Raw genomic sequence first — 17,626 nt, 5'->3', positions numbered from 1 at the left:
GGAAATATGAATCTTAATACAATCGTTCGTCATCCAACTAAAAAATCTAAACATCGGATTCCTTTAGTATTTGTGCATGGAGCTTGGCATGGCGCCTGGTGTTGGGATGAATTCTTTTTGCCTTATTTCGCTTCCAAAGGTTTCGAAGCGAACGCGTTCGATTTACGAGGTCACGGAGAAAGTGACGGTAAGAAGGAGATTCGCTTTCATCGTATCTCTAATTACGTTTCGGACCTTGAGGATGTCATATCCAAACTTTCGACCCCGCCGATTCTAATCGGGCATTCGATGGGAGGTCTAGTGGTTCAAAAATATCTAGAGAAGCATTCGACTCCGGGTGCCGTTTTGTTAGCGTCTGTTCCGCCTACAGGAGTGTTGGCGACCACTTTGCGGATCGCGCGTAAGCATCCGCTTGTCTTTTTAAAGACTACCCTTACTTGGAGTTTGTATAACGTTGTTTCCACGCCGGATCTATGTCAGGAGGCCTTCTTTTCCTCCGAGATAAAGAAGAACGCACTCCAAAAATACTTTCAAAACATGCAGGAAGAATCGTTTCTAGGCTTCTTGGATATGATGATTTTTGAATTACCGAAACCGGAACGCGTTATGACCCCCATACTAGTGTTAGGTGCCGAGAAGGACGCGATCTTTTCTCCTTCGCAAGTCTTAGCTACAGGCAAATCTTACCGAACTCAGGCTGAGATTTTTCCGAATATGACGCATGATATGATGCTCGACGTCGGTTGGGAGAAGGTGGCGAACCGTATTCTTACTTGGTTAAACGAATTAGGTGTTTGAATTTCCGATTATCTTGTTCTTTTTTTAAGCGAACTAGATCTTTCGCCTTACGTGGATTTATGAGGAGTCGGTGCGTAGAGCATCGACTAACCCTGATTATGGTTTAACTTGTAATCTTTCGGTTGGAAAACGAAGTATTGCCATTCTTTCTTTTCTTTGATTGTGATCATTCTGCGAAAAATCTGTGTTAAACTATAACGCGCTTTTCTATTCCTCAATGGATAGAAGCAAAATACATCATTCATTGAATTCTTATTAAAAAGATTTGAACTCTCAAGCAGTCGAAAGTAAATCGTAGGAAGGAATTACTTCCAGTTGCATGAAAAGAGTAGAACAATCGAATAAGGTCAGGGCGAAAATTCTCGAGGTCTCTCGCAAACTTTTCGTTTCCGAAGGATACGAAAAAGCGACTATCCGAAGAATCATTGACGAAGCCGGTATTACTACCGGAAGTCTATATCATTTTTTTAAAAATAAGGAAGAGATACTTTTTGCTATTGCAAGCGAAGTCTTTTCTGAAGCGTCTGAAACTGCGGAGCGTCTAGCAGGTGAATTCGATGCTCCGGTTGTGTTTGCTTTAGAAATAGGACTTCAGCTTTATATAATCCACAAAAAGAAATCGATTGCGGAAACGTATTTAGCCGCTTACCGGACGCACGGCGTACTAGAGATGATCGGTCAAAGAGGTGCGGCTCGGAACGCGTTATTATTCGGAAAATATAACCCCGATTTCGATCATGAAGAATATCTGATTAGAACGCATGCATTTCGAGGAATGTTTCAGGCATTATTGGAAGAAGCCTTGTACGTGGGAGCAATTGATCGAAACAGAATGGTAAACACCGCATTACGGTTGGGACTTTCCACGTTCGGAGTTCCTAAGGAAGCGATAGATACTGCCGTCACCAAGACCTTCGAAATTTTAACGGACAAGGCCGCCGAAATTGAAATTCTCGCAAACGAACTCATTAACTTATTCGTGAACGGAAAAGTTCCGTTGGATTCGGAATAACCGATTTCCATTACACTCTAGAAAGTCGTTCTTCCATCATTTCCGCCACTTTTCGCGCGTCTTTTTTGTTGATCACGACTTCGTATGCGGCAAACATAATCGGCACTTCTTCCGGATCGATTTTCATCAGATTCGGCATTACTTTCAATCCGTAAAATCCGTTGGACATCTTTTCGGAAGGATGTCCGTTCGCAATATCATATCCCGTCTTTCTATCTTTGGCATCAGTTCCGAAACAAGAGAGCATGAAATCCGTCAGACCTGCCAATCCTTGGAATGTTTCAGGTTGCCCTCCCATCTGAACTCCGACCTTTACCATTTCGTTGAAAAAGCGATTCGAAAGGTGGAATAAGGAATTATCTACGTTACCCCCCAAAGTCTGATTAAAATAGCCTTCGACGATTCCCATTACAAGAGCATAAATCGTTTTCAGTGCTCCGCCCAATTGAACCCCCTTATAATCGGTGGGAACAATGGCCGGTCTTGGAAAAATATAACCGGTAGTTAACAGTTTCTGGATACGCGGGATGAGAGTTTCATTTGCCGCAGCGATTTCAAAACCGGAGATCTTTCTTTCCATAATTTGATCCGGATAGGAAGCGCCGGAAATGACTCCGATTCGATCATCTTCGATTCCTAAAGCCTGTTGAAGATCGTCTAGAATCAGACCGGAACTCGTAAATCCCTTTACTACATTAAAGAACGGGGCCTTATTTTTGGTCAGATATGGCTGCAGTTCAGGATAGACCGTATGGATTTCCCAAGGATTCGTTCCTTGGATGAACAAAGTCGCGTCCCGTAGTGCTTCCGGGTCGGACGTAAAAGTAAGATTCGGAGGAAGCTTGTAAAGGGAGTAGTTTTTTAGATCCCTTCGTTCTTCGTTAGACTGGGAAGTGTAAGTGGTATCCGGATGATACACTTGCACTACAACTTCTTTGTTGGCAAGAATGGTTGCGACTGCAATACCCATGCTGCTATTTCCGATAACAACGATCTTTTCCTTAGGATCTTTCGGGATTTTGATCAGTTTGTTTTGGTCTCGGGAATCCGCACTGTACAGATTGCGATAAATTCCGTGCTGGTGTTTATTCAGATTTTGGCCGACCAGTAACGCCAAATTATCGATTAAAAACTGCTTTTTATCGCCGTGTTCCGGAAAGGGGAGATGCTCTATATTCTTCGGAAACGATTCCATTTGTTTCCTAGACAAATCGCCCACGAGTACCGGTTTTCCTATTACCAATTTACCCGCTACCTGATTGAATAATAAGCTCGTCGTCGGCAATATCTTGTCGGTCTTCTCTAAAGAAATCGGGAGTACCACTTTATTGGCTACGTAATGGTAAACAGTATCAACGAAGGGCATGAGCCGACCGTCTCTTGAGCGCGTTCCTTCTGGAAAGATCGCTACGATTTTTCCTTCATTCTGTAGCTTTTGAGAATTGCGGAAGGCTCTCATATTGATCTTAGTCATCAGATCGGAAAGGCTAGGGTTATCCGCCATATCTCGCTTGGAGCATACGAGAAGCGTGCCGAACATATACAAACCGAGACGGGTAAAATCTGGTTCGTATGCTAAGCGGCCTGCAATAAATACCAGTTGTTCCGCAACCGCTCGCCCTTCAGGGGACGCGTGATATAACAAATGAAAGATCGCCGGAGCATCAAGATGGCTTAAATGATTTGATATGAGAGTTAACGGATATTTACCGATTAACGGTTTTAAGGCGGCCAGATTTTCTATTCCTTCTACCGTAAAGAATTTCATAATCGGAGAAAGAAATTCGATCATGAATTCCCGGGCCTTTTTTTCGGGAGCGGTATAAACGCCTACCTGTTCTAATGAATTCGGGTCCTTAAATACTTCCATTGCAGGCGGCATAGGAGTGATGGACGAAAGATATAAAAATTTCTGGAGGACTTTCTTTGCTTCCTCTTCGCTCATTCCGGATCGTTTAAACAGATGAATATTTTCGAAGAATTCTTTCTGCCATCTGCCTAGGGATTGTTCTTTTTCGGCCATACTAAGGACGCCTCTATAATTGAATTTGCGGTTGATCGAGGTTTGGATCGGATTTTTCCGGAATAGATCCTGGCCTTTTATTGGTTTCCAGGGGAAGCCCTAGTTTTCCGGAGAATACTTTCTACTTCCGGAACTCGAATTGTCATTCTATTTTTTGGGAAAAACGATTTGAATTCTATCCTTGTCATCCCGAACTGTATTTTGGGGCTCCGCAAAAATAAGATGACACATAATCCTCCCGAGTTCAGCGAAAAGAAATGGATTCCAGACGGCTTTCATTTTCTCGGTCCGGACGAAAGTCTAGAAAGGCGGAAGCTTCTCGATAGGCTAAGCGACGGTCTGCTTGGTTTCGGGTACTCCGAAGTTTTTTTGCCTTCCTTTGATTACTCTTCTTCCTTTCTTCTAACTGTTTCCGCCGAAGATTCGAGCGCACTCTATCGCTTTAGAGATTCGGACGGAAATGAGATCTCGCCTAGCGTGGATTTGACCGTGCAAGCCGTAAAAGGGATGGCCGGTTTTGCGCACCGCAAAGAAAACCAACGTATATTCTACCAGGGAAAGATTTTTCGGGACTATGGTCGTACGAGCGGATCTAGAAAAGAAATTCTACAAATAGGCGCCGAAAACCTTGGCGGGTCCGGAAGTTCCGCTATTCTCAGGCTCTTGGAGGAGATTGGAGAACTTTTTTCCGCTCTTTCTCTCGCTTCCCCCTTGACGATAGTTCTTGGAAACGTAAATTTATTCCGCTCCATAGTGGAATCCGTAGGTCTTTCCTCCTTGGAGCAAAGACAATTGTCCTTCTTGCTATACAGAAAAAATCTTCCGGAGATTCGATCCTTCTTAAACAAAAGAAACGGGGAAAGGATTCTACCCGTTTTAGAGACTCTTTGCCTGGGTTTCTCTCGGGAAAACGAGGATCCGGTTTCTTTATTCTCGAATTCTAATCTTCCGGCGGAATCCATCGAAATATTGGCGGAAACTCGCGAGATCCTTTTCTCGGTAAAAATAGGATCAAATCTTCGGTATTGCCTGGACTTTACGCTTATTCCGGATTTAGAATACTATACGGGCTTTGTGTTCCAGGGATATTTAGAAGGATATTCGGAACCGGTCGTTACGGGTGGCGCGTACGATCATCTCTATGAACTTTTTTCAGGAATACAGAAGGATGCCTGCGGCTATGCAATCAACGTGGATAGCCTAGAAAGCGTGTGAAAAACCGATTGAAAACAAATATTACCTCTTCAGAGCGAACGCACAATAAGGAAAGAATCCTATGCCCGCAACATTAGTAGTCGGAACCCAATGGGGTGACGAAGGCAAAGCAAAAGTAATCGATTATTTATCAAAAGATACGGACATCATAGTACGTTATCAGGGCGGGGCGAACGCCGGACATACCGTAGTGGTCCACGGGAAAAAATACGTTTTTCATTTGGTTCCTTCGGGAGTCATTTACGATCAAACGGTTTGCGTGATCGGAAACGGAGTCGTACTGGATCCCGCGTTCTTCGTGGAAGAATGCGATAAATTGCAGGCGGAAGGATTTCCAGTTTATGAAAAACTTCTGCTCAGCGATTCCTGCCATTTACTATTTCCGTTTCACGGCTTGATCGATTCCGCAAGGGAGAATAATTGCGCTCCGGAACGTAAAATCGGAACGACTAAGAAAGGAATCGGAATCTGTTACGCGGACAAGATGATGCGGATCGGTCTCCGGGTCGGGGATCTTTTGGAGGACGATTTCGAGTCGCGTTTAAAACACCTTGTAGACGAAAAGAATTATGAAATCGGCAAGTTATACGGAATCGAAGAAATTTCCACGAAGGAAATCCTAGATTCCTTGAAACTCTTTCTTTCAAAGGTTCGCAAGAATATTATAAATACGCCATACTATCTGGAAAATCAACTCAAGGCAGGAAAGAAAATCCTGTTGGAAGGCGCGCAAGGGACGGGTTTGGATGTGGACTTCGGAACCTATCCGTATGTAACCAGCTCCAACCCGACGACAGGCGGAGCCTTCATCGGGTCCGGAATCGCTTTCCATCATTTAAAGAGCGTAATCGGAATCACAAAAGCGTATACGACTCGGGTGGGAGAAGGCCCTTTCCCGACGGAGCTCCTAGAAGACGAAGGAGAAAAACTTCGGACTTTGGGCGCGGAATACGGAGCAACAACGGGTCGACCCCGTAGATGCGGTTGGTTTGATACGGAAGTTCTGCGCCATGCGGTGAGGATCAACGGTCTTACTTCGATCGCTTTGACGAAGATCGACGTCTTGTCGGCTTACGACAAGATTCCGGTCGCAGTCGCATACGAAAGAAACGGCAAAAAATTAGAATGTTTTCCTTCTCAAGGACTTGAAGACGTAAAAGTCATTTATGAGGAATTTTCGGGTTGGAAAACGGATATAACCGGGATCGGCGATTTCGATAAATTACCGTCAACCTGTAAGGACTATATCCGAACTTTGGAAAAACTGATCGGAGTTCGCATCGATCTGATTTCTACAGGACCGGATCGTAAAGATACGATCGCTTCCGGTTTTTAAAAAATAAATTCTTTAGTTATAGCGCCAGGGATGCGCAGGGCCCGTCCAACGCGGGAAGTCCTTTGCTATTTCCTGCTTGGAAGTAATCGCGTTGGATGAGGACGACTGTCCGAACCCGTAGCAGCCCGCTCCCGTTTGCAAACGGGAGGCGCCCAAAGAAATTTATTCGGAAGACGATCGAAGATTCTTTTTTGTTCAAACATTGCGACGCGAAGTTTTAGGCTCTCGCAAAAGAAGAGGAAAAAACTCCGTGAAAATCATTTGACTCCCGAGGTCCTAAAAATATCGTGTTCCGTAACGGTCCGAGTCGTTAGCTCAGCTGGTAGAGCACCTCACTTTTAATGAGGTGGTCCTGGGTTCGAATCCCAGACGACTCAGGACCAAAGACAAGTCCGAAAAGCCGCCATCGTCTAGTGGTTAGGACACCAGGTTTTCATCCTGGTAACCGGGGTTCAATTCCCCGTGGCGGTACCATTCGTTTTTCTACGATCTGCTTCTCAATCAAATTAAATTTTTATAATATTTTTGCGAAAAATCGGCTCCGAAAGGGCCGTTCGTCTTTGCTTGTCGCATTAAAGTCGGGGAACTCGATACTAACGATCGTCGAGTCTATTGTGAAAATGAATAAATGCAAGCTTTGCTCAATTCATTTTGCAGCGTAAATTCTGCACAGGCTTTTGACTTCGCAGGTTTCACATAATTCCGGAATATATTTCGTTTTACACTTTCTAAGAATTCCCAATCTAGATAAGGAAAAGTCCATTCTTAACGGATCGTCAGGATAAAGTTTTAGAAAGAAATCCGTGATTTCGCGGGATTTCTTGAAATCGGAAGTTTTCCTCGAGCTGGCTCCGAGAATTTCCGCGAGGCGATTGATATGCGTATCTAACGGGAATACGAGTTCGCTGGGGAGAATCGTTTTATATAATCCCAAATCGGGCGCCTCCTTTCTCACCATCCAGCGAAGATACATGCAATATCGTTTATGTGCGGAGGCTTCTTTTCCGGTACCGATCAAAAAATTAAGGCCGTAAGTGTTCCATTTGGAAGTAATCCCCGAAAGGACGTCGCTTAATCTGTATTGAAATCCGGCGATCCTCTTTTCCAGCTTTGAGTCGGCTCCTTCCAGAGGCGAAAACCAGGGTTCGAGGTAAGGAGATCCTGTCCGTTTAGTTTCTTCATAAGCGATCCTTAATCCTTCAAGGAACAGAAGAATATCTGCCTCTTTTTGAAATCGGTACGGACCTAATTTTCCTTTCCAAACTCGAGTTCCTTCGGAAAGTAGATATGACTTAGGCTTGTCTCCCATCGGTGTCAGAAGTCGGGAAAGGAACCCGCGAATCGAAGAGACGTTTCCGTAAGCGAACAAGGCTGAAAGAATTCCTACAAACTCCTTGTCTTCGGGAGATTCGTATAAATAGCAAAGAAATAGGGGATCGCTGTCCAAAAACTCCGGGCGGGTGTAAGCCTCGTACAGTTTCTGAAAATTTCGTCCTAACCGACTTTCGCTGGCCATTGCCTTAAGAGGAAGCCTTTGCTTTCCATGCAATATAAGATCTGGAAGCAAGTTTTCGATTCAATATCCCTTCCATAAAGGACGAGGCTTCGATTACTTTATCCAATCCGATTCCGGTTTGAATTCCGGATTTATGAAAGAAATATAATAGATCTTCCGTGGCTAAATTACCGGAAGCGCCTTTTGCGTAAGGGCATCCTCCCAATCCTCCCGACGAAGAATCGAAGGAGCGAATCCCCATATCGTACGACTTTTGAACGTTCGAGATTGCCATCCCGTACGTATCGTGAAAATGCCCTGCCAATTTCTCCGCAGGAATTTCCGTTAATATGGTTTCCAGCAAAACCTGTACTTCCGAGGGGACCGCAGTGCCGATAGTCTCTCCTAGGGAGATTTCGTAAGCTCCTTGGTCCAATAAGATCTTAGCGACCTCTAGGACTTTTTTAGGATCGATTTTTCCCTCGTACGGACAATCGATCACGGTGGACACGTATCCTCTTACTCGAATCCCGTCTTTATTCGCTTCCTTAAAAATTTCCGTAAAGCCTTGGATCGATTCGGCGATGGTACGATTGATATTTCGTTTCGTAAAACTTTCGGAGGCCGCTGTAAAGACCGCGACTTCTTTATAGCCGGCTTCTTTTGCAGCCTGGTATCCTTTTAAATTCGGTGTGAGTGCGCTAAAATTCGTTTTTCCGCTCAAGTTTAAGGACGCTGAAAGTTCTTTAGCGTCGAAGAGTTGTGGAATCGCTTCTTTTTTAACGAAAGAAGTTGCTTCGATATTTTTAAGACCCGCCTCTTCCAATTTATGTATGAAAGTAAGTTTATCCTGAGTGGAAACGAGTAAGGATTCGTTCTGGAGCCCGTCTCTCGGACCGACTTCCGTGATTTTGATAGGCATGACTTTAGAGGATTGGTTGTAAGAATTTTGGGCAAGCATTAAACCGGTATTGAATGGAAGCCGCCGATTCGTTTCCTAATTATGCGTTGGAAGTCAAAGGGGTTTCCCTTCGTTCGCCAGAAAAAAAATTTCTAAGCGATATCTTCTTAAGAGTGGATGCTGGGGAATTTCTGGCTATATTGGGTCGGTCCGGTTCCGGTAAATCCACTTTTCTTCGCGTCCTTTTGGGTCTTCCATTTCCTTCTTCTTGGTTATTAGACGGAACTGTTCGATTCTTCGGCAAAAAGAAGTCCTCTCATCCTTCGAGGACGATTCAACCGGTTTTTCAAGATCCTGTCTCGAGCTTTAATCCTATTTGGACGATGGAGGCTAGCTTATCGGAGCCTTTGCGTCTTTTTCGAGAAGAGAAAGAGTATCCTTCCCTGTTACAAAAGTGGTTACCGGTACTCGGCCTCGAAGAAAAAGATCGGAATCGACTGCCTTCTTCTTTTTCCGGAGGAGAATTGCAAAGATTTGCTCTTCTTAGAGCGCTTCTATGTCGTCCGAAAATTCTCCTTTTGGACGAAGCTACTTCCGCATTGGATCCGATTTTGAATTCCGAAGTCCTCTCCGCTTTGTCCAAATTGCGAAAGGAGGAAGGGACGACGATACTTTGGGTGACGCATAACGTAAAATCTGCGTCTAAATTCTGTACTAGGATTGGTGTGATGGATGCAGGAAAGCTAGTGGAAGAAGGACCGGCTAGGGAGATTTCACTCAATCCCCGGGAGAATGAAACGCGGCTTTTGTTTGCGTCTTCCCCCGGAGAAGGTCGAAAATAATTTAGAACTCTATATCGCGCAGATTCTTTCTATCTTTCTTGTCCTTATAGAGAGCAAGTAGCACGTCTATGCGATAGATCGAAGAGCGTAAACTAGTTTCAAGTAGTCGTAACGCACGGATTTGATTTTCGAGGGACATTTCAGTGAGAAGAGTCTTCTCGGATTTTTCGAAAACTTCATGAGTCACTTCACTCTGCTTTAAGTTGCCAGGAGTGAAGACGATCTTCTTATTCTCGAACATGACCTCGTAATAGATCCGTTTACTTTCGGAGGCAAGGGTGATGTCTTTCACCTTTCCGCCTTCAAATTGAAACATGATATACTTGAGCAAATTGCTCTCGTATCCGTCCTCCACTTGAAAGGGAATGTCCTCCGTGACGATGGTTTGGCGCTTCTCATATTCCGGCTTCAGAACCACGAGTATCTCATGCTTACGTTCCAAATCTTTTAATCGTTCGCCGATCGTGGCTTCTAACCCGCCGATGATCTTGCGAAGAGATTTGGTGTATTCGCTGGTTTCGTCCTGAAATACGTCCGACTGGTTGACCTTCTGTTTTTCTTGGGCCACCAGTGGAAGTACAAATAAGAGAGTCGCCAATGCGAAAAGCCTGGTTTGGTTTTTCATCGGTTCCTCCGACTCAAGCATGCGCTATTTCAGCCCGAATGCCAAGTCTTTTTCGATTCCGACTTATTGTTCCTTTTCCGCTTCTTCGTCCAAGGCTTTTATTTCCGCAAATCGCTTAGCCAGGTCCCTGCGTCTCTCGATGATTTTTGAAGAGAATTCGGTAAAGAAAGGATCGTTAGGATACTTAAGCAATTCTTCGTATTCCTTTGCAGCCGTGACATAATCGCCGATACGACTCGCAGTTTCCGCAAAGTAAAAATGAAACTTCTTATTATAGGATCGTTTATTGCCTTGGTCGTCGTGAAGATCGGTGTTTCGAAAGATTTTATAAGCGTAGTAGTCCCGGCCACCCATGAGCTCCAATCGGGCCAATCCTAATTTCGCGTCGGGGCTATTTTGATCGATCGTTAGAGCTTTTTGAATATAGATCTTTGCCCTATTTTTCAGATCCGTCTTAATATAATGCTCGGCTAACAGTATCAAGGCTTCGGTTTGAAATTGATTTCGTTCTACCGCTTTTTTGTAGAATAGGACCGCTTGGATGGGCTCGTTCAGAAGTTCGGAAAGCACTCCCAGGTGAACGTAAGTTCTATAATATTGAGGGACTTCCGCGGCCGCATATTCGAATTGCAGAACCGCTTTTTGATAGTTCTTATCTATATGATACGCTCTTCCTAGGTTGTATCGAAAGGCGAAAAAAGAAGGATCGAAGCGTACTCCCGCTTCCAACATTTTGATTGCGGCACTGCGTTTTTGGGAATCCGCAGTTTGTAAGAGTTGAACCGCTTCGTTGTTAAAGAAGCCGCAATTTTGGATCTGCTTTCCTTCGAATTCGAAAGTTCCCTTAGAGGAAGGAGGATCTCCTTTCCAATTTCGTCCTGCGGCTAAAATAAAGTCCTGATCCGTGCGCAGCAAACTACCGTCTTGGTAGAATTCCGGATCTAATAAGTCGTTTTCTCCCCAAAGAATTCCTGAATATTCTTTTCCCCCGATTTTAAATTGTCCCCAAAGATCCGACTGAGGAAGGAGAAATGACAGGAAGATTGCTCCAAGTAAGGAGAAATTTATGCCTTGTAAAATCGCTTTTCTGACCCAAATTGTCCCCATTGGCTGGCACACAAACAATCTCTCCCGTCCTGGAATGTTCGGGATTCTCCTATAGTATCGGACGAAAGTCCATTTTGAAGAACGTATCCTTCTCGGTTTTTCCGGGAGAAGCTCTTCTTGTAAGAGGAAGAAACGGAGCCGGAAAAACGACGCTTTTACGCTCGGTTCTTCATTACGGAAAATTCGGTTCGAATTTCCGATTTCAATCGCAAGTTCATCCGAAGATTTCCTATCTAGGCCATGAATTGGGTTTATATACTACGCTTAGTTTGGAAGAAAATTTGGAATATTTTAGAGGAATCTCCGGAACGTTTCGGGATTCATCCGAGATAGAAACTTGGTTGAAGGAGTTTCGCTTGTGGAATCGGAGAAAAGATCCCATTTCTTCTTATTCGCGCGGAATGAAGCAGAAAGCTGCCGTTATTCGAACATTGGCTCCGATTTCCGACTTATATTTGTTAGACGAACCTCTTACCGCTTTGGACGGAGAGGGTGCGATAGCCGCAAAAACGCTTTTAGAATCCGTTTGCAAAGAATCGGCCATGCTACTAGTGACTCACGATCCGTCGTTTATTTTACGAGTTCCCACGAGAATTCTCGAATTAGGGGAGCCTAATAAATGAAAGTTTTCTTTTCTTTGGCAAAGAAGGAACTCCGCCTTATGGGGAGAGCGAGTAACGGACTTCTTTCCTTAGTCGTGCTGGTTTCCGCCATCGTTTTCCTATTTCATTTTGCATTGGAGCGAAACGGGAAAATGGATCGGATCACTTTAATCGGTTTAAAGTGGGCAGTGCTATTCGTCGCATCATTCGTACTCGTAGGACAGTTTACTTGGGAGGAAAGAGAAGGGGGGGGAGGAACCGCCAGCAGATTGTTTCTATCTCCATGGATCCTTTTTCTTTCCAAATCGTTTTTGGTTTTTATCGCGCTTTCTAGTACGGGAATTTACCTCCTTGGATTGTTCGCACTTTTCTTTTCCGCATTTCCTTTGGATCTTGCCGAATTCGGAAACCAATTGATATTTTTTTTGCCGGGAATTCTCTCTCTCTCGTTCTTAGGAGTCGGGCTCTCTCATATTAGTCTTTCCTCACGATTGAAAGAAATTCTATTGCCCTTATTGCTCGTGCCGTTTTCGATTCCGATTTTTTTGTACGGCATGGAAGCGGAACGAAAACTTGCCAGTCAACCGCTTTCGACACTGATAGGGTCGCTTGGATTGCTTTTGGCTTTTTCAGTATTTTACGCGTCCATGGGTGCGTTACTTGTCGAAATGACTTCGGACGACGAGTAATTCTACTTGATCCTACAAAACGACCGAAACATGCTTCATAGTGTATGACTGTTCGTCTCTCAAATGCGATCTGGGATTGGATTCTTGGCCTCGTATTTTTTGCATTCTTTCCTTTTTCGGTAATTTTGGGTCTTTATTATCCTGCGGTGATTTTGGATCAGGGAGTTTCCCATCGGATTTTTTATTTTCATGTCCCTGTCGCTTGGGTTGCACTCTATGGACCCGTCATTTCCTCTTTTTGTGCGGTCGTCTATTTATGGAAAAAAGAGCAAATCTGGGATACCCTTTCGGTTTCGGCTAATAAGATCTCCTTATTGTTCGCTGTAGGGGTTCTTTTTTCGGGACCGATTTGGGCCTATAGCGCTTGGGGAACTCCTTGGGATTTTACGGATGCTCGGTTACAATCCTTCTTTGTTCTAGTTTTAAGCCTAGTTGCATATTTCCTCTTGAGAGGACTCGTTTTGGATTCTTCTAAAAAGTACGTTTTTTCCTCTTTCTTGAGTTTAATCTGTACTGCGAACGCAATTATGACCTGGGGCGCTATTCGTTGGGTAGAAAATCCAGGTAATCATCCGGAATCCGTGCTCGGCAAAGGGGGAATGGATCCGGATATGAGGGCGGCATTTTGGGCGGGAGTGCTCGGATATCACCTTCTTTTTCTCGTATTGTATCGACTTGTTTATAGACTGGATAAATCTTTTGCAATCAGAGAGGAGCTCCCTCTCGACGAGGAATAAAGGTAGGATCGGGCGCTATCTTTAGAATAGAATCGAATTTAAATGGCCGGTTAATTTCCAATTTTAAGAATGAGCGATTTCTAAACTATGTCAACGGCAACAAATACAGAAAGCGTGCTGAAATATTCCGAGTACGCCGTTCTTGCGGTCGATGACTCGGACATTAATTTGAAACTTCTCGTTCATACCCTGAAGCCTCTTGGATTTCAAGTATTCACCGCAATTAATACCGAGGAAGCTCGGGCGATTTTAGCAACGAACCATGTGGATATTTTACTTCTAGACGTGAGCATGCCCGGGCAAGACGGATTTTCCTTTTGCAAAGAATTACGGGAAATTGATCGCTTTAAACTTCTACCTATCCTATTCATCACCGCTTATAATCGCGAATTAGGCTTTGACGAAGCCATCACTCATGGGGGGGACGATTTTCTCCACAAACCGTTTCAGCCCAAGGAACTCGTGGCGAAAATTCGGGCATTCATTCGAATCAAGAATCTTCAAGACGAGCTAATGCAGCAAAAGAAGAAGTATGAAAAGGAACTCGTAATGGCTCGGCGGGTTCAGCAGGAACTTGTTCCCGAAAAGTCGTTGGTATGGAACGGAATTCGAGTTAATTCCATCTTTCATCCTTTGATGCAAATCGGAGGAGATTTTATAGATGCATGGGTCGAAGACGAAAAGCTTCACCTCTTCATCGCGGATTGTTCCGGACACGGACCTTCCGCAGCATTGCTATCCGCAATGGTAAAGATGCAGGTTTCCAATTTGGGAAAAATACCTAGCCTCGAAGATAAGGTCGCGAACTTACGGGCGCAATTGGAAAAGATTTTGCCCGAAGATTTTTCCGTTACGTTCTTTTATGGAATTCTAAATAAGGATCGGGTATTCGAATATGCGAATGGGGGACATCCTCCTCCATTACTTTATAAGAAAGGTCAGGTGGAGGAATTGCCCGGCATGGGGCCTTTGATCATTCCGATCGATCTTGGTACGGACGATGAATTTAGAGAGATCACGATTGAGCCGGGTTTTTCGCTTCTCTTATATACTGACGGCGCGACTGAAATTACCGATAAAGATTATAATATTCTAGGAGAAGAGAATCTGAGAAAGATTTTTCAAGAAGCGGTAGAGTCCGGTCAAGATATTCTAACTCTTTGTTTGGACAAGATTCTCGCTCATTCAAATAATTTCACTCACGACGACGACATCGCGCTGATGGTACTACAAGGATGACGGTACTTCCAAAGCCCAGCTATACGGGCAAGGTGAGAGACGTATTCGATCTGGGAAGCGAACTCATATTACTTTCCACCGATAGGGTCTCCGCCTTCGATGTGGTATTTCGGCAGACGGTTCCGGACAAGGGAAAAGTTTTAAATAGAATTTCCGCTGAATGGTTTCGTTTTTTTAAGGATGTTCCGAATCATATCATCACGACGGACGTTTCTCGATTCCCCGCTCCATTTCGGGACTTTCCGGAGGAATTGGACGGTCGCTCGGTTCTCGTGAAGAAATGTAAGCGAATCGATTTCGAATGCGTAGTTCGAGGCTATCTTTCCGGCTCCGGATGGAAGGAATATAAGCAGGACGGAACTCTCGCCTTCAAGGAGCTACCTTCCGGTTTATCGGAATCGGAGAAACTTTCCGAACCTGCCTTTACTCCCGCTATTAAAAATGACAGAGGACACGACGAAAACATTTCCGAAAAAAGAATGGAAGACGAGATAGGAACGGAGCTCTTCAATATTCTTAAGGAAAAATCGATTTCCATCTACAGCCGTGCCGCTGAACTGGTTGGTAAGGCGGGGATTCTGCTCTGCGACACTAAATTTGAATTCGGGATTCTGGACGGCCAAGTCATTCTGATCGATGAAATTCTGACTCCCGATTCGTCGCGGTATTGGTCGGTAGAAACCTATAAGACAGGGACTACGCCTCCAAGTATGGACAAGCAGATCCTTCGAAATTATTTGGAAAAGTCCGGCTGGAACAAACAGCCTCCTCCGCCAGATTTGCCCGGAAGTTTGATTTTAGAACTTACCGCAGCTTATAAGGAATTACAGGACCGGTTACTGCAATGTTTATCGCAAGAATTAACGTAACTTTAAAAGAATCCGTTCTGGACCCGCAAGGTAGTACAGTAAAAACGACTCTTACGGAACTGGGAGAAAAATCGGTACAAGACGTTCGTGTAGGGAAGTACATCGAAGTCAAACTCGATTCTCCCGATATTGAAACGGCCAAGAAAACGGTAGAGAGACTTTGCGAGAAATTGTTGGTCAATCACGTCATCGAAACCTACCGCTCCGAGATTATTCCTGCATGAAAGCTGCGGTCGTAACGTTCCCGGGATCGAACTGCGATAATGATATCGTTACAGTGCTTAAAACTTTCTATTCGGCAAAGGTAGATAAAATTTGGCACAAGGATCAGTTTTCGGAGAAATACGAAATCGTAATTCTCCCCGGCGGATTTTCCTACGGCGATTATCTTCGCTCCGGTGCGATGGCGCCTTTTTCTCCGGTTATGCAATCCGTTAAAGAGCATATTTCGCGTGGAGGAAAACTATTCGGAATTTGTAATGGGTTTCAAATTTTAGCCGAAGCGGGCTATTTGCCGGGAGCTTTGATCCGCAATCGAAATCTAAAATACGTTTGCAAGACCGTCGGTCTAAAAAAGGCTTCCAGCGCGAATAAGATCACCGGTAAACTTCCGGAAAATCAGGTACTGAGAGTTCCGATCGCTCACGGTGACGGTTGTTATTTTGCCTCGGAAGAAGTACGTAAACAATTGAAGGAAGAGGGCCGGATTCTTTTCCTGTATGCCGGCGAAAATCCGAACGGCAGTTTAGACGATATCGCGGGAATTTGTTCGGCCGACTTTAAAATCGCCGGTATGATGCCACACCCCGAACGGGCAATGAACGAGGTAACGGGAGAAATGGACGGCAAAGTCGTTCTAGATTTAATTTTGAATTCATAAATCGTCATCCGAGTATGCGATGGCGTCAGCCTTAGCCTTAGCGGAATGATTCGATCAATCGGAGGATTTCGGTATGATTTCTTCCCAAATGCCGATACCGTCTTTTACGTTTTCTTTTTTGTTCTTCGTTTTTATCCAACCATCGGCAGTGAATATCGTTTTCCGAAATTTACCGTTTCCCCAGGTTGTAGGCCGATCGAAACTGGCTTCCACCGCAGGTTCTAGCTCGATCTTAAACGATGAATCTGCACCGGTGATAATTTTCTTCTTACCGATGGCTGCTAAATGAATTTGCCCGAGAGACTCCAGGATTCCGTCTCGCCAAAGATAAGCGGCGCCGTCCTGAGAAATATGAAAGTGAATTCTTTTTTTCCCGCCGATTCCCGCGTAAATCCGACTTTCCAGCGGGAATGCGAATCCCGAATAACCTTTTGATACCGAGTAAGCAAGAGTTTGATCATCCATGGATACCGATAAATCGTTCCAGGCTAATTGACCTTGAACGGCAAGGTCCGGGGAATGAGTCGTAAAAAACCAATCCTTACCGGACGGCTCTATGCTCGAAAAAGGTAGGGATTTGGATTTGTCTCCAGTTTGAACCAGAGCATCCAACTGGAAATTTAAATCTTTTTCCCAGACGGCGGAATGCGTATAACCTTGGCGGATCGTATCGTCTAAACGAAAGTTAAATCTATGATTATCTCTAGTAAAACTCCAGTAACCGTCTCTAAACGTTCCTTGCTTTAAGAACGAGTTACTCCCTATACCTTGAATTTGGATTTCTCGAACGGATCCTTTTTTTCGATTCCAAAGAAATAGGCTGGCGCCCGAACGAAAAACGGTTTTATAAATGCGAAGTTCCAAGAAGACGGTTTCACTTAAAATATCGACCAAAACCGAATCGACTGATCTCAGCCTGGAAAGAAGTCCGGCTTTATATTCTCTAGAGTTATCGATTAGAATGGAGCCCGAAAACGTCCCAAATAACGGTTCGAGGGTGGAAGGATGAAGAAGAGATCCGACAGGTTCTTTCATGTAAGGTTTTTTCGACTTTTCCTTGTTAGTTTAGCTTTTGATAAACAAACGCCACATTCTACACCAGATGGATTAGTTCATTACTGATTTTAGACGCACTGAAAAGAAACGATTCTACTCTCACGAATCCATACAACGAAAAAACCGGGGAAATTTTCCTTCCTTTCGCCCTTTTCTCGACTCTCTCGAAAAGGAAATATGCTTGTAGACTCGCTTCTATG

The 17,626-nt window shown here is 44.3% G+C and carries 18 protein-coding genes and 2 tRNA genes; 14 read left to right on the top strand and 6 right to left on the bottom strand.

The window, feature by feature from the left end:
- Positions 1–6: 6 nt before the first annotated feature.
- Entirely contained in the window at positions 7–798 is a 792-nt protein-coding gene (locus LEP1GSC050_RS08490; RefSeq protein ID WP_040911243.1) for an alpha/beta hydrolase, read from the top strand.
- Positions 799–1,117: 319 nt separating this feature from the next.
- Positions 1,118–1,810 carry a TetR/AcrR family transcriptional regulator gene (locus LEP1GSC050_RS08485; protein ID WP_010570808.1) on the top strand — a complete coding sequence of 231 codons (693 nt, stop codon included), beginning with the start codon at positions 1,118–1,120 and terminating at the stop codon, positions 1,808–1,810.
- Between the two features lie 10 nt (positions 1,811–1,820).
- Here the strand turns inward: LEP1GSC050_RS08485 and LEP1GSC050_RS08480 are convergent, their stop codons facing one another.
- Complete coding sequence (locus LEP1GSC050_RS08480; RefSeq protein WP_010570807.1) at positions 1,821–3,833, bottom strand: 1-acyl-sn-glycerol-3-phosphate acyltransferase; 2,013 nt, start codon at positions 3,831–3,833, stop codon at positions 1,821–1,823.
- Between the two features lie 222 nt (positions 3,834–4,055).
- Between LEP1GSC050_RS08480 and LEP1GSC050_RS08475 the strand changes: the two genes are divergently transcribed.
- From LEP1GSC050_RS08475 to LEP1GSC050_RS08460, 4 genes are all read left to right on the top strand, one after another.
- Complete coding sequence (locus LEP1GSC050_RS08475) at positions 4,056–5,048, top strand: ATP phosphoribosyltransferase regulatory subunit (protein WP_020987646.1); 993 nt, start codon at positions 4,056–4,058, stop codon at positions 5,046–5,048.
- A 61-nt stretch (positions 5,049–5,109) separates the two neighbouring features.
- Positions 5,110–6,384, top strand: a complete 1,275-nt coding sequence (locus LEP1GSC050_RS08470) for an adenylosuccinate synthase (RefSeq protein ID WP_010570805.1) — start codon at positions 5,110–5,112, stop codon at positions 6,382–6,384.
- Between the two features lie 304 nt (positions 6,385–6,688).
- Positions 6,689–6,761 (top strand) — tRNA-Lys (locus tag LEP1GSC050_RS08465).
- A gap of 22 nt (positions 6,762–6,783) precedes the next feature.
- A tRNA-Glu gene (locus tag LEP1GSC050_RS08460) sits at positions 6,784–6,858 on the top strand.
- 172 nt (positions 6,859–7,030) lie between these two features.
- Here LEP1GSC050_RS08460 and LEP1GSC050_RS08455 read toward each other — a convergent pair.
- Positions 7,031–7,900 carry a TIGR02757 family protein gene (locus LEP1GSC050_RS08455; protein WP_020987483.1) on the bottom strand — a complete coding sequence of 290 codons (870 nt, stop codon included), beginning with the start codon at positions 7,898–7,900 and terminating at the stop codon, positions 7,031–7,033.
- Positions 7,901–7,904: 4 nt separating this feature from the next.
- Positions 7,905–8,801: a hydroxymethylglutaryl-CoA lyase gene (locus LEP1GSC050_RS08450; protein WP_040911556.1), complete on the bottom strand. Its 897-nt coding sequence runs from the start codon at positions 8,799–8,801 to the stop codon at positions 7,905–7,907.
- 53 nt (positions 8,802–8,854) lie between these two features.
- On the opposite strand from LEP1GSC050_RS08450, the gene LEP1GSC050_RS08445 reads away from it, so the two are divergent.
- A complete protein-coding gene (locus LEP1GSC050_RS08445; RefSeq protein ID WP_010570802.1) occupies positions 8,855–9,622 on the top strand; it encodes an ABC transporter ATP-binding protein in 768 nt (255 codons plus the stop codon).
- Position 9,623: 1 nt separating this feature from the next.
- On the opposite strand, the gene LEP1GSC050_RS08440 is transcribed toward LEP1GSC050_RS08445, so the two are convergent.
- Complete coding sequence (locus LEP1GSC050_RS08440) at positions 9,624–10,268, bottom strand: hypothetical protein (protein ID WP_010570801.1); 645 nt, start codon at positions 10,266–10,268, stop codon at positions 9,624–9,626.
- A gap of 42 nt (positions 10,269–10,310) precedes the next feature.
- The gene (locus LEP1GSC050_RS08435; RefSeq protein WP_010570800.1) at positions 10,311–11,354 is read right to left on the bottom strand and encodes a tetratricopeptide repeat protein; all 1,044 of its coding nucleotides are present in this window, start codon (positions 11,352–11,354) and stop codon (positions 10,311–10,313) included.
- Positions 11,355–11,428: 74 nt separating this feature from the next.
- Between LEP1GSC050_RS08435 and LEP1GSC050_RS08430 the strand changes: the two genes are divergently transcribed.
- The 7 genes from LEP1GSC050_RS08430 (at position 11,429) to purQ (ending at position 16,370) form a co-directional block, all read left to right on the top strand.
- Complete coding sequence (locus tag LEP1GSC050_RS08430; RefSeq protein WP_020987249.1) at positions 11,429–11,977, top strand: ABC transporter ATP-binding protein; 549 nt, start codon at positions 11,429–11,431, stop codon at positions 11,975–11,977.
- Positions 11,974–12,645, top strand: a complete 672-nt coding sequence (locus LEP1GSC050_RS08425) for a heme exporter protein CcmB (RefSeq protein ID WP_010570798.1) — start codon at positions 11,974–11,976, stop codon at positions 12,643–12,645. Before LEP1GSC050_RS08430 ends, LEP1GSC050_RS08425 begins: the two co-directional genes overlap by 4 nt.
- 44 nt (positions 12,646–12,689) lie before the next feature.
- Positions 12,690–13,382, top strand: a complete 693-nt coding sequence (gene ccsA / locus LEP1GSC050_RS08420) for a cytochrome c biogenesis protein CcsA (protein WP_010570797.1) — start codon at positions 12,690–12,692, stop codon at positions 13,380–13,382.
- 87 nt (positions 13,383–13,469) lie between these two features.
- Complete coding sequence (locus tag LEP1GSC050_RS08415; RefSeq protein WP_010570796.1) at positions 13,470–14,621, top strand: PP2C family protein-serine/threonine phosphatase; 1,152 nt, start codon at positions 13,470–13,472, stop codon at positions 14,619–14,621.
- Entirely contained in the window at positions 14,618–15,490 is an 873-nt protein-coding gene (locus tag LEP1GSC050_RS08410; protein ID WP_010570795.1) for a phosphoribosylaminoimidazolesuccinocarboxamide synthase, read from the top strand. The genes LEP1GSC050_RS08415 and LEP1GSC050_RS08410 overlap by 4 nt, the downstream gene beginning before the upstream one ends.
- Positions 15,466–15,714, top strand: a complete 249-nt coding sequence (gene purS / locus LEP1GSC050_RS08405) for a phosphoribosylformylglycinamidine synthase subunit PurS (protein ID WP_010570794.1) — start codon at positions 15,466–15,468, stop codon at positions 15,712–15,714. The genes LEP1GSC050_RS08410 and purS overlap by 25 nt, the downstream gene beginning before the upstream one ends.
- A complete protein-coding gene (gene purQ / locus LEP1GSC050_RS08400; protein ID WP_010570793.1) occupies positions 15,711–16,370 on the top strand; it encodes a phosphoribosylformylglycinamidine synthase subunit PurQ in 660 nt (219 codons plus the stop codon). The genes purS and purQ overlap by 4 nt, the downstream gene beginning before the upstream one ends.
- Before the next feature lie 54 nt (positions 16,371–16,424).
- Here the strand turns inward: purQ and LEP1GSC050_RS08395 are convergent, their stop codons facing one another.
- Complete coding sequence (locus LEP1GSC050_RS08395; protein ID WP_010570792.1) at positions 16,425–17,405, bottom strand: DUF2804 family protein; 981 nt, start codon at positions 17,403–17,405, stop codon at positions 16,425–16,427.
- Positions 17,406–17,626 lie beyond the last annotated feature (221 nt).

It is taken from the genome of Leptospira broomii serovar Hurstbridge str. 5399, from assembly GCF_000243715.2.
GTDB classification, from domain to species: Bacteria; Spirochaetota; Leptospiria; order Leptospirales; family Leptospiraceae; genus Leptospira_B; species Leptospira_B broomii.
The sequence above is the reverse complement of the archived record's forward strand: the minus strand, read 5'-3'. Positions and strand labels throughout refer to the sequence as shown.

Excerpts from the sequence above, each read along its gene's own strand:
- LEP1GSC050_RS08490 (WP_040911243.1), top strand. The coding sequence starts at position 7 with ATGAATCTTAATACAATCGTTCGTCATCCAACTAAAAAATCTAAACAT.
- LEP1GSC050_RS08485 (WP_010570808.1), top strand. The coding sequence starts at position 1,118 with ATGAAAAGAGTAGAACAATCGAATAAGGTCAGGGCGAAAATTCTCGAG.
- LEP1GSC050_RS08480 (WP_010570807.1), bottom strand. The coding sequence starts at position 3,833 with ATGGCCGAAAAAGAACAATCCCTAGGCAGATGGCAGAAAGAATTCTTC.
- LEP1GSC050_RS08475 (WP_020987646.1), top strand. The coding sequence starts at position 4,056 with ATGACACATAATCCTCCCGAGTTCAGCGAAAAGAAATGGATTCCAGAC.
- LEP1GSC050_RS08470 (WP_010570805.1), top strand. The coding sequence starts at position 5,110 with ATGCCCGCAACATTAGTAGTCGGAACCCAATGGGGTGACGAAGGCAAA.
- LEP1GSC050_RS08455 (WP_020987483.1), bottom strand. The coding sequence starts at position 7,900 with ATGGCCAGCGAAAGTCGGTTAGGACGAAATTTTCAGAAACTGTACGAG.
- LEP1GSC050_RS08450 (WP_040911556.1), bottom strand. The coding sequence starts at position 8,801 with ATGCCTATCAAAATCACGGAAGTCGGTCCGAGAGACGGGCTCCAGAAC.
- LEP1GSC050_RS08445 (WP_010570802.1), top strand. The coding sequence starts at position 8,855 with ATGGAAGCCGCCGATTCGTTTCCTAATTATGCGTTGGAAGTCAAAGGG.
- LEP1GSC050_RS08440 (WP_010570801.1), bottom strand. The coding sequence starts at position 10,268 with ATGCTTGAGTCGGAGGAACCGATGAAAAACCAAACCAGGCTTTTCGCA.
- LEP1GSC050_RS08435 (WP_010570800.1), bottom strand. The coding sequence starts at position 11,354 with ATGGGGACAATTTGGGTCAGAAAAGCGATTTTACAAGGCATAAATTTC.
- LEP1GSC050_RS08425 (WP_010570798.1), top strand. The coding sequence starts at position 11,974 with ATGAAAGTTTTCTTTTCTTTGGCAAAGAAGGAACTCCGCCTTATGGGG.
- ccsA (WP_010570797.1), top strand. The coding sequence starts at position 12,690 with ATGACTGTTCGTCTCTCAAATGCGATCTGGGATTGGATTCTTGGCCTC.
- LEP1GSC050_RS08415 (WP_010570796.1), top strand. The coding sequence starts at position 13,470 with ATGTCAACGGCAACAAATACAGAAAGCGTGCTGAAATATTCCGAGTAC.
- LEP1GSC050_RS08410 (WP_010570795.1), top strand. The coding sequence starts at position 14,618 with ATGACGGTACTTCCAAAGCCCAGCTATACGGGCAAGGTGAGAGACGTA.
- purS (WP_010570794.1), top strand. The coding sequence starts at position 15,466 with ATGTTTATCGCAAGAATTAACGTAACTTTAAAAGAATCCGTTCTGGAC.
- purQ (WP_010570793.1), top strand. The coding sequence starts at position 15,711 with ATGAAAGCTGCGGTCGTAACGTTCCCGGGATCGAACTGCGATAATGAT.
- LEP1GSC050_RS08395 (WP_010570792.1), bottom strand. The coding sequence starts at position 17,405 with ATGAAAGAACCTGTCGGATCTCTTCTTCATCCTTCCACCCTCGAACCG.